Source organism: Acerihabitans arboris, from assembly GCF_010131535.1.
In the GTDB taxonomy this organism is placed as follows: domain Bacteria; phylum Pseudomonadota; class Gammaproteobacteria; order Enterobacterales; family Enterobacteriaceae; genus Acerihabitans; species Acerihabitans arboris.
In genome coordinates this window covers 83,842-97,285 of record NZ_WUBS01000016.1, presented here as the reverse complement: position 1 = coordinate 97,285, position 13,444 = coordinate 83,842, and the positions used below count along the sequence as shown (strand labels likewise).

Genomic DNA, 13,444 nt, shown 5'->3' with positions numbered 1-13,444 from the left:
TCTGGATATCAACCGGCCCGGGGGCCATGGCTCGGCTCGGGTTGCACCGGCAACCAGGGATCGTCGGGCGCGGCCGGGCTGTTGCCGCGGCCATGGGTGCGTTGCCAGTAGCCCGGCGACGTGCCGGTGAGGGTTTTAAATACCCGGGAAAAATGGCTTTGATCGGTAAACCCGCATTCGAGCGCGATCTCCGTCAGCGTCTGTTGATTGGCGCACAGGAGTTCGCGCGCTTTATGGATGCGCATCGTTTGCAGCCAGGCACAGGCGGAGGTGCCGGTGGTATTCTTGAAATTGCGGGCAAAGTGCGCGCGCGACAGGCCGCACTCCCGGGCGATCAGCTCCAGCGACGCCCCTTTTGCCAGGTTCTCCAGCATAAAATCCTTGGCCCGCTGCTCCTGCCAGGGCGCCAGGCGCCCTTTTTGCCGCAGCCAGTCCTGGGACGCCTTGCCATAGACCCCGGCGATGTGCGCAAACAGCGCCAGGGAGATATGATCAAACATAAAATCATGTTTGTCGCCGGGTTGGCCCAATAACGGTATCAACGCCTGCGCCAGGTGATAAATCACCGGATCCACCGCGCCGGGGGCGCAGTCAAAATGACCGATGCGTTTTTGACCGCTGTCATAGGTAAATTCGTCCAGCGCCAGACGGGTAATTAAAAAACGCACGTTATCAAAGGCGCTTAAATGCTGGCAACGCCAGTCCTCGGTAAGCCGGGTGATGGCGACGGCCTGTTGCACATGCCCGCCCGCATGGACCAGGCGGCCATCACGCCAGAGTTTGTGCGATGCAAAATCCCGCAACTGCACGATAACGGAAAACGCTTCGCGGTTGGGGATGGCGATAACCGGCGCATGTTCCGGCGGCGTCGTTTCCAGATGCCGGCTGACGACCAGCCGGGCCGCCCCGGTGGCCAGCGGGTTGATTGGCGATGTGATGGTCTCGATTTTTACCCCCCTGGTTATCGTCGTCGTCAGCTTTGACCGCCCCGCGGCACAAGCAACGACAAGAATCGTCGTGGATAACAGTAAACCACAGAATGCCCGCCGGGAGACGATTACCCGTGGCGCCGTCAAGGTATTCAGAATTTTGCCATCATGGCGGGCTCTGGTAGCCGGTAGCCGCAACCGGTGAGGGTAGGGGCCCGACTTTCCCTTTAACCGTCGGCGGGCAGCGTCGGCAGGGTAAAAGAAAAATGACTGCCGTGCGGATGTCGTTGAGACGCGTCCATCCGCCCGCGGTGGCTTTCGATAATGGAATGGCTAATGGCAAGCCCCATGCCCATCCCCTGCTTTTTGGTAGTATAAAAAGACTCAAACATCCGTGCCTTGACCTCGTCGCTCAGGCCGGTGCCGGTATCGGCGACCGCAAAGGTGATCAGGTCGGGCGCCGGATTGGCGGATGACAGCGTGAGGATGCGCGGACGATCGTCCACCTCCGCCATGGCCTCCGCGGCATTCATCACCAGGTTGAGCAGCACCTGTTGGATTTGCACGCTGTCGCCATAGACGATGAACGCATCGGCCCATAGCGCATCTTCGATGGCGATCTTGCGTCTTTCCAGCTCGCTGTGGGAAAGGGTGAGGATATGATGCGCGGTATGGTGCAAATCGACCGGGATAAAATGGGGCGGTTCGTTGCGGGTTAACGCCTGCAGGCTGCGAATCATTTCTCCGGCCCGCCTGCCTTCGGCAATAATGTCTTCCAGTCCGACCCGGGCATTATCCAGCTGGGCCGGCTCGCGGTTGAGCCAGCGCAGGCTGGCGCCGGCATTCGACACAATTGACATCAGCGGCTGGTTTATTTCGTGGGCGATAGAGGCGGTGAGCTGCCCGACCGTCGTTGCCCTGGCTACGCGCGCCAGGTCGGCCTGCGCGGCCCTGACGGCGTCCCCGGCCTGTTTGCGGGCGGTAATGTCGGTCACGGTGCCAAAATATTCGCTGATATTGCCGCCGGTCTGGATCGGTTCACCGATCCCCGCGACGTAGCGGAGGGTGCCGTCCGTCCTGACGATACGATACTCGGCTTGCATGGCCAAACCCTTGCTCAGGCAATAGTCTATCTGGTTGAGTATCCTGTTTCGGTCATCGGGGTGGACAAAGGCGATATAGTTGGTAAAGGACAGGGTCCGCCGTTCATCATCCAAACCGAATATGCGCGCGTATTCGGCCGAGATATCCAGCGTTTCCTGGGTGGTTTCCCAGCGCCAGCTGCCGGTATGGCCGATCTTTTCCCCGAGCATTAATGACGTTTGGCTGGTGCGCAGCTCGTTCTCGACGCGACGGCGCTGGATATTCTCCTCCAGCAGCTCCGCGTACAGGGTGGCGGTTTCAATGGAAATGGCGGCCTGCGCCACCAACAGCGCAATCACTTTTGAATGGTCGGCGGTAAAGGCATCCGGCATCAGCCGGTTTTCCAGGTATAACGCCCCCACCAGCCTGGCCTGTTTAAACATCGGCACGCATAGCGCCGCCGCGCCGGACGCCATCAGGTAGGGATCGCGGCTGAACGGGCTGAATTCCCCCGGCGCGCCCAGGCGAATTTCCTGGCCGGCGCGAATGACCGCGTTTAGCACCGATATCGGCAGATCGCCCGCCACCGGCACGGCCTTGACCACCTGCACCTTAACCCCGGCGGGGGTCGTGTCGGCCCGCGCCTCGATAACCGGTGAGCCGGCGGTCACCCTGATCAGCAGTCCCCGCTGGGCGCCCGCATGTTCCAACGTCATTTTCATCAGGATATGGATCAGCCGGCCGAGGTCGATTTCCTCGGATAATGCCCTGGACGCGCTGATAACGCTTTGCAGATCCCGGTTCTCCCTCGCCTGCGTAAGGGAAACACCTTCGGGCGCCCCGTCGCCGCCTTCGCCGCTGTTTTCCCCGTTATCCGCTAAAGCAAACGCCTCGGCCGGATTTTGCGCGTACCGGCGCGCCTGGATAGCCGCCAGGGCAAATTGCCATTTGCCGTTTCGTTTGCTCCTGGTCGCCAGCCCTTCTTTAATGATGATGCTGATAAATCGCCGGGCGACGGCAGGATTGCCGCCGGTCTTGGCATGCACCAAGCCGGCCAGCGCGCTTACCCGGCCCGGCGCGGTACGGAAGGCGTCCGCCAGCCATCGCGCCAGGGAGGGGATGGACAGGGGGGCGGGTTCGATGTCCACCACCCGCGCCGCGTTGTTGCGCAACGCCGTCAACGGCGCGGCAAACGACCGGTCGCCGGTGACCGGTGGGGCGCGCAGCGCAACCACCAGCAACACAGGCGAGGCGGCGGTATTGGCCATCAGGTATTCCAGCACGCGCAGGCTGGCGGGGTCGATCCACTGTATATCGTCGATAAGCAATATCAATGGGCGGGCTGCGGTGGCAAAGGCCACGGCCAGGCAATACCACATACGGTGCAAGCGCGTCTCCGCTTCCACGGCGGGGATGGCGTAAAGCGGGCTTTTTTCACCCAATATCAGCGCCAGTCCGGGCACCAGGCCGATCGCCAGCCCGGCATACGCGCCGAGCGCCGAAACGAGGCGGCCCCGCAGCGCATCGACCTCCGCCTCTGGTTGCCCGAGCACGTACAGTATCAGGGACCGGAATGCTTCCGACAGCGCGGCGTAGGGCAATACCCGCCGTGATGGCTCGACCTTGCCGACCGCCAGAAAGGCATTTTCCCGCCGTAGCAGGTCCAGGGCGCCGGCAATAAGCGATGACTTGCCGATCCCCGCCGGTCCGCTGATAACCACCAGCGTATGGGTTCCCTGACGTTTCACCGCCGCCAGCGCCAAGAGCACTTTTTGAGTATCGGCCGCGCGCGTGAAGGGGCCGCCGGTCAGCTGCGGCGCGGGTGAGAAATCCTGTAATCCCGGTATAAAGCGCGGGATAGAGCCGAACGCCGCCAGCGAAAAGCGGCATCGCTTAAGATCCGCGGCAAGACCCTCCACGGTTTGGTAACGGTTTTCCGGGGCTTTGGCCAGCAGTTTCATCACCACCAGCGACAGCATGTCGGGAATCGCCGCCAGAATGGCATGGGGCGCGTCCGGCTCGCAGGCGATATGATGATGTTCCCATTCGGCCAGCCCGCCGCCGGCCGGGACCTCAAACGGCGGCCGGCCGGTCAGCCGCTGATAAAAAACCGCTCCTAATGAATACAGATCGCTGCGGGCGTCGATGCCGCTTTTAGTGCGTCCCGTATGCTCAGGTGAAATAAAGGCCAGGGTACGGTTGACAAGCCGCGCGCCCGTCGGCGGCAATGCCGGGTGCGACGCCAGGCCGCGCCGGTCGAGCCGGCAAATGCCCGCGGGCGTGATAAATAGGGTGGCGGGAGTAAGGTTGCCATGGATTAACCCGGCGGCATGCCACTGCCGCAGCGCGGCGCAAATACTGAGGGCTTGGGCGAGAAAAGTAGCAATATCGCCGTTGCCCGGCGGGGACCGGTGTTCGAGGGCGTGTTCCGTATCGTCATCGGTTAAGCGCGATCGCGGCGCCGGCGGCATCGGATTGATCATGGACTTCCCCCACGTTTGGCTAATACCCGTTGGATATGCTCCAGCAACAGATCCACGTCGATGGGTTTGCGCATAAAAACGACCGCGCCGGCGCTGATCGCCGGTTTTCCCATGTCCTCGTCGCCATGGCCGGAGATCAACATCACCGGCGGCGACGGCCGGGATTGCTCCAGGCGTCGGATGAGCTCAAAACCGTTAATCCCTTTTAGCTTGAAATCCAGGATAACAAAATCGCTGTTCTCCAGCGCTTCATCATTCAGGAATTCCTCCGCCGATTCAAAACATATCGTCGCATATCCGGCGGATTGCAATAAATTACTTAATCCGCTCCTTACGGAACGATCGTCGTCGATAATGGATATAAGCAACGAGGCCGTCATGGCGGTCATCTCCCTAGGTAGGCGGTGACTTTCTGACATCGGACGGCGGGGCGCCGCTTATCTTGGGCACGCATTCCGCGCGAAACCACGCCATGGTAACCGGCTCACGCTTCGCCAGGCGTCTGCAGACCGGCACAATCTGTTCTCCTATCAGCATGCCGAGCAGGCCCAGCAGCGCAATAACCGGCGGCGCAGGCGAACGCACCTGCAACAATGAATAGATCACGCCGGCTAAAATGCCGGTAAGCAGTGAAATGACGTAAGGTTTCATGCCTCGTCTCCATCAGCGGTTTGCCCGCCCCGCAAGGGTGATTTATGTACATCCGCGCCTTGAGCCGCCGGGGAGGCCACCGTGTTAATCCCCATGGCCCCGGTGGCCTTCTGCCGGGGCGCCGCCTGCGCCGCCGCGGCCTGGCGGACCACCAGCACCGACAGCTGTTCGCCGATAAGCATCCCCAGCAGGCCGATCAGGGCAATGGCGGGCGGGGCGGGGGAGCGCACTTTCAGCAGCGCATAGACCAGCCCGATCAAGACTCCGGCACCCGGCGAAATAAAATAAGCGTTCATAGATACCCCCTGACTACATCGGCGATCGCCGGTTGCGTCCCATAGCCACACAACCGGCCGGGAGAACTGCTATTTCGCGGGCACCGGCGCCAGCGTCCGGTGATCGCCATGGCCGCGCTCCGGCGCGTTGTGCACCATGGTATAGGCATAATCCACGCCCATGCCGTAGGCGCCGGAATGCTCGCGCACGATGTCCATGACGGCGTCGTAAGTCTCCTTGCGCGCCCAGTCCCGCTGCCATTCCAGCATCACCTGTTGCCAGGTCGCCGGGATCACCCCGGCCTGGATCATGCGCTGCATGGCGTAGTCATGGGCTTCCCTGGACGTGCCGCCGGACGCGTCGGCAACCATATAGATTTCATAATCGCCTTCGGCCATGGCGCACAGGGCAAAACTGTTGTTGCACACCTCGGTCCACAGGCCCGAGACCACGACTTTTTTCTTGCCCGTGGCGGCCAGCGCGTCGCGCACTTTCTGGTCGTCCCAGGAGTTCATCGATGAGCGTTCAAGAATGTCATGGGTGGGGAACACATCCAGCAGTTCCGGATAGGTATGGCCGGAAAAACCTAACGTTTCCACCGTGGTGATGATGGTTGGAATGCCGAACACCTTTGCCGCTTTAGCCAACGCCACCGTATTGTTCTTTAACACCTGACGATCTATCGACTGTACGCCGAACGCCATTTGCGGCTGCTGATCGATAAAGATCATCTGACAGTTGGTTGGCGTCAGCACTTCAAGTTTCGAGTCAATCATAATGGTATCCCGCGAGGGTTGAATAAAAGGGTCGCGCGCGGATTTGCGGCGCGCCGGTTGGGACGATAGATAGCGGAACCTCCCGGCAATCGGGGATGCGCGTTACCTATCTGCTGGGATGGTAGGACGGCGGAATAAGCGAAACCATTATCTCTATGTATAACTAGACGGTGATCCGGACCGCCGACAATAATCCAGGCATAACCAAAGCCACGGCGCGTTATTGCCGGCCCGCGCTTCGTCCGCAGCCTGATGCTGCCCTCTCACTGTCTGTCCCGGAGGTTTTATGGTTTCGCCTGATAAAGCAGATACAGCAGAATTAATCCTGGTGAACGGAAAATTCCACACTTTGGACCGGCAAAATCCCCTTGCCGGGGCGATCGCCGTCCGCGCGGGGAAATTTTTGTACGTCGGTGACGACGCGTCGGTAATGCGTCACCGGGGCGCGATGACCAAGGTCATCGACCTGGGCGGCCGCACCGTCATTCCCGGCCTGAACGACTCCCATCTTCACCTGATCCGCGGCGGGCTGAACTATAACCTTGAACTGCGCTGGGAAGGGGTGCCCTCTTTATCCGACGCCCTGATGATGTTAAAAGCGCAGGCGGATCGCACGCCGCATCCCCAATGGGTCAGGGTGGTGGGCGGATGGACGGAGTTCCAGTTCGCGGAACGCCGTATGCCGACCCTTGAGGAGCTTAATACGGCGGCGCCGGATACCCCGGTCTTCGTGCTGCATCTATACGATCGCGCATTGCTTAACCGCGCCGCGCTCAGGGCCGTCGGTTATACCAAGGAAACGCCCAATCCTCCGGGCGGCGAAATCCAGCGCGACCAGGCGGGCAATCCCACCGGCATGCTGGTAGCCCGCCCGAACGCCATGATCCTTTACGCCACCCTGGCCAAGGGGCCGGCGTTGCCGCTGGAATATCAGGTCAATTCCACCCGGCAATTTATGCGTGAGCTTAACCGGCTGGGCGTGACCAGCGCCATCGACGCCGGCGGCGGTTTTCAGAACTATCCCGACGATTATGCCGTGGTCGACCGACTGGCGCGGGATGGACAGCTGACGGTGCGCATCGCCTATAACCTGTTTACCCAGCGCAAGGGCGCGGAGCTGGAGGATTTTCAACAATGGACCGGTTTGGTCAAGATGGGCCAGGGCGATGATTTTTACCGGCATAACGGCGCGGGTGAAATGCTGGTGTTTTCCGCCGCTGATTTCGAGGATTTCCTGGAGCCAAGGCCGGATTTGGCCGCCGGCATGGAAAATGAGCTTGAGGACGTGGTCAGGCATCTGGTGTCCAATCGCTGGCCCTTCCGTTTGCACGCCACCTATAACGAATCCATCAGCCGCATGCTGGATGTGTTCGAAAAGGTGGATCGCGAGATCCCCTTTGACGGTTTGCATTGGTTATTTGACCACGCCGAAACCATCACGCCGCAAAATATCGAGCGGGTGCGCGCCCTGGGCGGAGGGATTGCCATCCAGCACCGCATGGCCTTCCAGGGCGAATATTTTGTCGATCGCTACGGCGCGGAGGCGGCAAGCCATACCCCGCCCATCGCGCGTATGCTGGAGATGGGCGTGCCGGTGGGCGGTGGAACGGACGCCACCCGGGTGGCCAGCCATAACCCCTGGACCGCGCTCTACTGGCTGGTCTCCGGCCGTACCGTCGGCGGCATGAAGCTCTACGACAGCGCGGATCGCCTGCCCCGTCATGTCGCCCTCGAATTATGGACCGCCGGCAGCGCCTGGTTCTCCGGCGATCGGGACAAAAAGGGGCGCATCAAGAGCGGCCAGCTTGCCGATATGGCGGTATTGACCGCTGATTTTTTTGCCGTGCGCGAGGATGACATCAAGTCCATTGAATCGTTGATGACCATCGTCGACGGTCAGGTGGTGTATGCCGCCGGCGAATTTACCTTCCACGGTCCGGCGGCGATCCCGGTGTTGCCTGACTGGTCGCCCGTGACCCTGGTGCCGGGGCATTACCGCCAGCCGAGCGCCGCCAAGGCCTGCGTGTTGCCCCATGCCTGCATCGGTCCCTGCGGCGTTCACGGCCATTCCCATGACGCCGCGCGCGGATCCTCGGTGCCCGTTGCCAATCACGCCGGTTTTTGGGGCGCGCTGGGCTGCAGCTGCTTTGCGTTTTGATCATGAAGACCATACGGCTGTTTTACCTTACCCCGCAGGTTGACCTGGGCCTGCTGTTCCTGCGCCTGGCCGGCTGTTTTATGCTGCTGTACGTGCACGGGGCGCCCAAAGTGCTGCACTACGCCGATGAGCTCGCCAGGATTGAGGACCCTTTCGGCCTGGGCGCGTCCCTGAGCCTGTGGGCCGCCATTTTCGCCGAGGTGGTTTGCCCGGTGTTTATCCTGCTCGGCGTTTTCACGCGCATGGCCTGTTTGCCCATCGTCGTGGTGTTGCTTATCGCCATGGTGGCGGTCCACCCGGACTGGTCGGTGGCGGAAGGGCAGTTTGGCTGGCTGCTGTTGATTATCTTCACCACCATCGCGTTAGCCGGTCCCGGCCGTTTGAGCCTGTGGCCCGGCGGATCGGGAGATCCGCGATGACGGCATCAGGCAAACACCAGGTTGTCGCGCGGGAAGCCGCCGGTGGCGGGGCGGCCGCGTCGCCCTCCTCATGGAGCCCGCTACGCCGGCGCGTGTTCCGCATGCTGTGGATTGCCACGGTAGCTTCCAACATCGGCTCATGGATGAGCGATGTCGGCACCAGCTGGATGATGCTCACCCTGAACTCCGATCCGCTGATGGTGGCCATGGTCCAGGCCGCCGGCAGCCTGCCCATGTTTTTGTTTGCACTGCCCTCGGGGGTGATGGCCGATATCGTCGACCGGCGCAGGTACCTGCTGTTTTCGCAATTTTGGGTATTGGCGGTGGCCGCCGCGATGGCGCTGCTGGCCTTGTCCGGTCATATGACGCCGCCCCTGCTGCTGGCCGCGGCGTTTTTGTTAAGCACCGGCGCCGCCATGAGCTCGCCGCCGTTCCAGGCCATCGTGCCGGACCTGATACCGCGTGCCGACCTCGCGCCGGCCATCGCCCTTAATTCGCTCGGCATCAATATCAGCCGCGCCATCGGCCCCGCCCTGGGCGGGCTGATTTTGTCGTTTGCCGGCCCGGCGGTGGTATTTATGCTTAACGCGCTGTCGGTGGTGGGCGTCATAGTCGTGTTGTATCGCTGGAAAACCGACACCGCCGTCCAGCGCCTGCCGCCCGAGCACTTTTTTTCCGCCATGCGCGTGGGGCTGCGTTATGTCCATGCCGCGCCGGTGTTAAGGACGGTGTTGGTCCGGGCCATGGCGTTTTTCCTGTTCGGCAGCGCCGGCTGGGCATTGTTGCCGCTGGTGGCGCAACGAGAGCTGGGGCTGGGACCCGGGGGCTACGGCATTCTCCTGGCCGCCATCGGCATCGGCGCGATTTGCGGCGCTATTTTGTTGCCGGGGCTGCGCAAAAGGCTGACCCCCGATAGCCTGACGGTACTGGCCAGCCTGCTGTTTGCGCTCACCATGCTGACGCTCGCCTTTATCCGCCATTTCTGGTGGCTGGCCGGTATGCAGTTTTTTACCGGCTTTGCCTGGATCACCATCCTTTCAACCCTCAACGTCGGTGCCCAGCGCAGCGCGGCGCGCTGGGTTAAAGCGCGCGCCCTGGCCGTTTACCTGACGGTGTTTTTTGGCTCCATGACCGCCGGCAGCGCCATCTGGGGCAAGCTGGCATCGCAGCTGGATATACCCGCTTCCCTGACGGTGGCCGCCATCGGCATGGTGTTGGGCACCGCCACCGCCCTGCGCTGGCGGTTAAACCAGGACCCCGATTTAAACCTTGAGCCGATCGGGCACCCCCTGGCGCCCGAGTCCGCTATGGATCATGACCGTGGGCCGGTGATGGTCAGCGTCGAGTATCAGGTCGACCCCGGCGACGTCCCCGTTTTTATGCGGGCGATCCAGGAAATGCGACGCGTACGCCGGCGCGGCGGAGCGCTGACCTGGGCGGTTTATGAGGACATCCGGTTTCCCGGCAAATGTGTCGAGGTGTTTGTCGTCGGCTCCTGGCTTGAGCATCTGCGGCAACATGAGCGACACACGGTGAATGACAAACGCATCCAGGACCGGGTACGCGCCTTCCATCACGGCGAGCAGCCGCCGGAGGTGCGTCATCTGGTGGCGCCGGAATAGAGCATCAGGGTTATTGATGGCGGACATGACGTCCTGGAACAGAGGGTGTTCCAACATGCAGACTTTCTCGTACTCATCCTGTAAGGAGTAACTACATGAACACATTCATTACCCGTGACGGCACTGAAATCTATTTCAAGGACTGGGGGCGGGGACAACCGATTATTTTTGTGCACGGCTGGCCGCTGGACGCCGATATGTGGGAATACCAGATGAATTTCCTGGCCGGAAACGGTTACCGGACCATCGCCTACGATCGCCGGGGCTTCGGCCGGTCGAGCCAGCCCTGGGACGGTTATGATTACGACACTTTTGCCGATGACCTGGACGAACTGCTGCAAAAACTGGATATCCGGCAGGCGGTGCTGATCGGATTTTCCATGGGAGGCGGCGAAGTGGCGCGTTATATTGCCCGCCACGGCACCAGGCGGTTGGCGAAAGCGGTGCTGATTAGCGCGGTAACCCCGCTGTTTATCAAAACCGCCGATCATCCCGCAGGGGTGGATAAATCGGTATTTGACGGTATCAAAGCGGGCCTGGCCGCCGATCGGCCGCAGTTCCTGAGCGATTTCAGCGCGGTATTCTATGGTACCAATCGTGCGGATAGCAAGGTGTCGGCCGGCATCCTTGCCCAGACGCTGAACATGGCCTTGCTGGCCTCCATCAAGGGCACTATCGACTGCGTCACCGCTTTCTCGGAAACGGATTTCCGCCAGGATATGCAGGCATTTTCATTGCCGACGCTGGTTATCCATGGCGATGACGATCGGGTGGTGCCTTTTGAAGCGACGGGTAAACTTGCGGCGGCGGCCATCCCGTCGTCCATCCTGAAGATGTATCCGGGCGCGCCCCACGCCCTGTGTTTCACCCATAAGGATAAGTTGAACCAGGATTTGCTGGCTTTCATTAAACTTGACTGATGCGCGCCCGCCAGGGAATCATCAAAACGATCTGGCCGGCGTGACCTTAGGTGTTTTATCAAGAGCGGGGTCATGCTGGCCGGCTCCCATGGCATCCAGCCTACAGGCATAAGCCCGTCGCGCCCGGTATTTGGGCTACGACGCTTCCAGTATGTTCAGGTAATCCGCGATTTGGTTGCGTTGCTGGGATTCGCGCAGCTGCAGGGCCATATTGATAATATCGAGTTGCCGGGCGTTGACGGCAATATCCGGATGCAACCTCCCTGTTGCCGCCAGCCATTCGGCCACGTCGGCCCAGCGCCACAGCGGCGAGACGCCTTTTATCCTCTGTACCGGCGAGGGAAAATCGCCGGAGCCGCGGGTGCCGTCCTTGAGCATGGCAACCGCCTGGCGCGACATATCCGACAGCTCGGCAATGTCGCTTAAGCCGACAAGGTCGGCATCGACCGAGACGACCTTCGCGCCCAGTTCCGCCGACTCGATATCGCCGATGGCGCTTAGCGCCGCCTGGGCGAAGGACTCGCTGTCGCGATCAAATTCCAGGTACACGGATTTGCCATAAAAACAGACCAGGGCATCATCGCAGCCGCTTTCAAACAGCCGGTCTTCCAATCCTTTGGTATCAGCGGTTACCCCGGAGAGGGTAAGCGCGAAATTGTACAATGCCATTATCACCTCGATTAAAGGCGGTTTCCCGCCTTGGATTAGCGTTGATACGTCATTTCACAGGCAGCTATTGACCTTGCGGCGCAGCTGTTTGGCATGATTCCCCGGTTTGCGCGGGGTGGACCAGATGCTCACCTGGTGTTCGCCATGCTCCGGCGTGCCACAGATAAGGCGGCCGAACGCATGCCCTTTACCATGACGGAATCGCCAGCCTTTGGAGAGCGCATATTCAATAGCAGCCTGAATATGCTTGTTGGGATGATCCTTCATCTCCCTCCCTATTGCCTGAGGTAATGTAGAATGATTGTTGACAGTTGTCAACGGTGATTTGCGGCAATCTGCCGGTAGAGGGTAACAAATTCATCGGAAGAGGAGAGGGGAACGTATTAATTAACAACAGATTAGCGATGGGCATCGCAAATATTAGCCGTTGTCACGGTATTTTGGGCACGGCGCGTTTAAGCATCAACGGGTGAACATCTGCATATCAGGCCGGCCGATCAAGGCCCCCATCCGCGGTCAGCTCATGGCCGATGCGCGCTGATGGCCGGCGCCAGCAGTTCCGCCAGCCAATCCATAAACACCCTGGCGCGCTGGGGCAGATAACGACGATGGGCATACACCAGCGAGACGTCCATCGGCGGCGCGGGATAATCAGGCAGTATTTCCACCAGCCGGCCAGCGGCCAGGTGCCCGCCCATGCCGACGGCCGGCGCCTGGATAATACCGAGCCCGCCTAGGCAGGCCGCTTCATAGGCATCGACATTATTTACCGTGACCAGGGAGGGCAAATCCTGATTCAAGGCCTTACCCTGGTGGCGGTAAACGAATCCCTCCGCGCGCGAGCCCAGGATGGAGACGTAGTGGACCAGGACATGGCCGGCCAGATCCGCCGGGGTGCGGGGGACGCCGTGGGCCGCGAGATAAGAGGGGCTGGCGCAGTTAACCATGGGCAACCAGCCCAGCCGCCTGGCCACCAGGGACGCCTCGGTCAGTTCGCCGATGCGCAGGACGCAGTCGAACCCCTCGCGCACGATATCCACCCGCCGGTCGGTACAGCTGATTTCAATACGCACGTTCGGGTGTTTTTGCATAAAGTCGCCCAGGCGCGGCAGCACCATGGCGCGGGCAAAGGCGGCGGGCATATCCACCCGCAGCCGCCCGGCCAGCACCAGGCCGTCCTGGCGAAACAATCCCTCGAGTTCATCCATATTCGCCAGCATATCCTTGCCGCGCTCATAGAGCACCTGCCCGTCTTGGGTGGCCGTAACCCGGCGGGTGGTGCGATGCAGCAGCCGGGCGCCTACCAGCGCTTCCAACGCCTGGATATGTTCCGACACCGTTGACTTGGGCAGGCCGAGACTCTCGCCCGCCTGGGTGAAGCTCGACAATTCGGTTACGCGGATAAAGCTGCGCAGCAGCTCTAGTTTATTCACCATTTGCTAAGATCCGGATTATTGT

At 61.0% G+C, this 13,444-nt stretch carries 12 protein-coding genes and 2 pseudogenes; 4 read left to right on the top strand and 10 right to left on the bottom strand.

Features of this window, described 5'->3' with window-relative positions; all coding sequences use genetic code 11:
• Positions 1–8: 8 nt before the first annotated feature.
• From GRH90_RS20635 to GRH90_RS20610, 7 genes and pseudogenes are all read right to left on the bottom strand, one after another.
• The gene (locus tag GRH90_RS20635; RefSeq protein ID WP_162367852.1) at positions 9–1,076 is read right to left on the bottom strand and encodes a helix-turn-helix domain-containing protein; all 1,068 of its coding nucleotides are present in this window, start codon (positions 1,074–1,076) and stop codon (positions 9–11) included.
• 80 nt (positions 1,077–1,156) lie between these two features.
• Positions 1,157–2,860, bottom strand: a pseudogene (locus GRH90_RS26740) (ATP-binding protein); the annotation flags it as partial.
• 396 nt (positions 2,861–3,256) lie between these two features.
• Positions 3,257–4,483 (bottom strand): annotated as a pseudogene (locus tag GRH90_RS26735) (serine/threonine protein kinase); the annotation flags it as partial.
• An 8-nt stretch (positions 4,484–4,491) separates the two neighbouring features.
• Positions 4,492–4,875 carry a response regulator transcription factor gene (locus tag GRH90_RS20625; RefSeq protein WP_162367850.1) on the bottom strand — a complete coding sequence of 128 codons (384 nt, stop codon included), beginning with the start codon at positions 4,873–4,875 and terminating at the stop codon, positions 4,492–4,494.
• Positions 4,876–4,888: 13 nt separating this feature from the next.
• A complete protein-coding gene (locus GRH90_RS20620; protein ID WP_162367849.1) occupies positions 4,889–5,146 on the bottom strand; it encodes a DUF1427 family protein in 258 nt (85 codons plus the stop codon).
• Positions 5,143–5,442, bottom strand: a complete 300-nt coding sequence (locus GRH90_RS20615) for a DUF1427 family protein (protein ID WP_162367848.1) — start codon at positions 5,440–5,442, stop codon at positions 5,143–5,145. The genes GRH90_RS20620 and GRH90_RS20615 overlap by 4 nt, the downstream gene beginning before the upstream one ends.
• Before the next feature lie 69 nt (positions 5,443–5,511).
• Positions 5,512–6,198, bottom strand: coding sequence for a hydrolase (locus GRH90_RS20610; protein WP_162367847.1), 687 nt, complete (start codon positions 6,196–6,198; stop codon positions 5,512–5,514).
• Positions 6,199–6,484: 286 nt separating this feature from the next.
• Between GRH90_RS20610 and GRH90_RS20605 the strand changes: the two genes are divergently transcribed.
• The 4 genes from GRH90_RS20605 to GRH90_RS20590 all read left to right on the top strand — a co-directional run bounded on the left by GRH90_RS20605 (position 6,485) and on the right by GRH90_RS20590 (position 11,317).
• Positions 6,485–8,356, top strand: a complete 1,872-nt coding sequence (locus GRH90_RS20605; RefSeq protein WP_162367846.1) for an amidohydrolase — start codon at positions 6,485–6,487, stop codon at positions 8,354–8,356.
• Positions 8,357–8,358: 2 nt separating this feature from the next.
• Positions 8,359–8,775 carry a DoxX family protein gene (locus GRH90_RS20600; RefSeq protein WP_162367845.1) on the top strand — a complete coding sequence of 139 codons (417 nt, stop codon included), beginning with the start codon at positions 8,359–8,361 and terminating at the stop codon, positions 8,773–8,775.
• Complete coding sequence (locus tag GRH90_RS20595; RefSeq protein ID WP_162367844.1) at positions 8,772–10,397, top strand: MFS transporter; 1,626 nt, start codon at positions 8,772–8,774, stop codon at positions 10,395–10,397. Before GRH90_RS20600 ends, GRH90_RS20595 begins: the two co-directional genes overlap by 4 nt.
• A 95-nt stretch (positions 10,398–10,492) precedes the next feature.
• Positions 10,493–11,317, top strand: coding sequence for an alpha/beta fold hydrolase (locus tag GRH90_RS20590; protein ID WP_162367843.1), 825 nt, complete (start codon positions 10,493–10,495; stop codon positions 11,315–11,317).
• 135 nt (positions 11,318–11,452) lie between these two features.
• Here GRH90_RS20590 and GRH90_RS20585 read toward each other — a convergent pair whose 3' ends face one another.
• The 3 genes from GRH90_RS20585 to GRH90_RS20575 form a co-directional block, all read right to left on the bottom strand.
• Positions 11,453–11,986 carry a helix-turn-helix transcriptional regulator gene (locus GRH90_RS20585; RefSeq protein ID WP_162367842.1) on the bottom strand — a complete coding sequence of 178 codons (534 nt, stop codon included), beginning with the start codon at positions 11,984–11,986 and terminating at the stop codon, positions 11,453–11,455.
• Positions 11,987–12,040: 54 nt separating this feature from the next.
• Complete coding sequence (locus GRH90_RS20580) at positions 12,041–12,253, bottom strand: hypothetical protein (RefSeq protein WP_162367841.1); 213 nt, start codon at positions 12,251–12,253, stop codon at positions 12,041–12,043.
• Positions 12,254–12,507: 254 nt separating this feature from the next.
• Positions 12,508–13,419 carry a LysR family transcriptional regulator gene (locus GRH90_RS20575; RefSeq protein ID WP_162367908.1) on the bottom strand — a complete coding sequence of 304 codons (912 nt, stop codon included), beginning with the start codon at positions 13,417–13,419 and terminating at the stop codon, positions 12,508–12,510.
• Between the last annotated feature and the right edge of the window lie 25 nt (positions 13,420–13,444).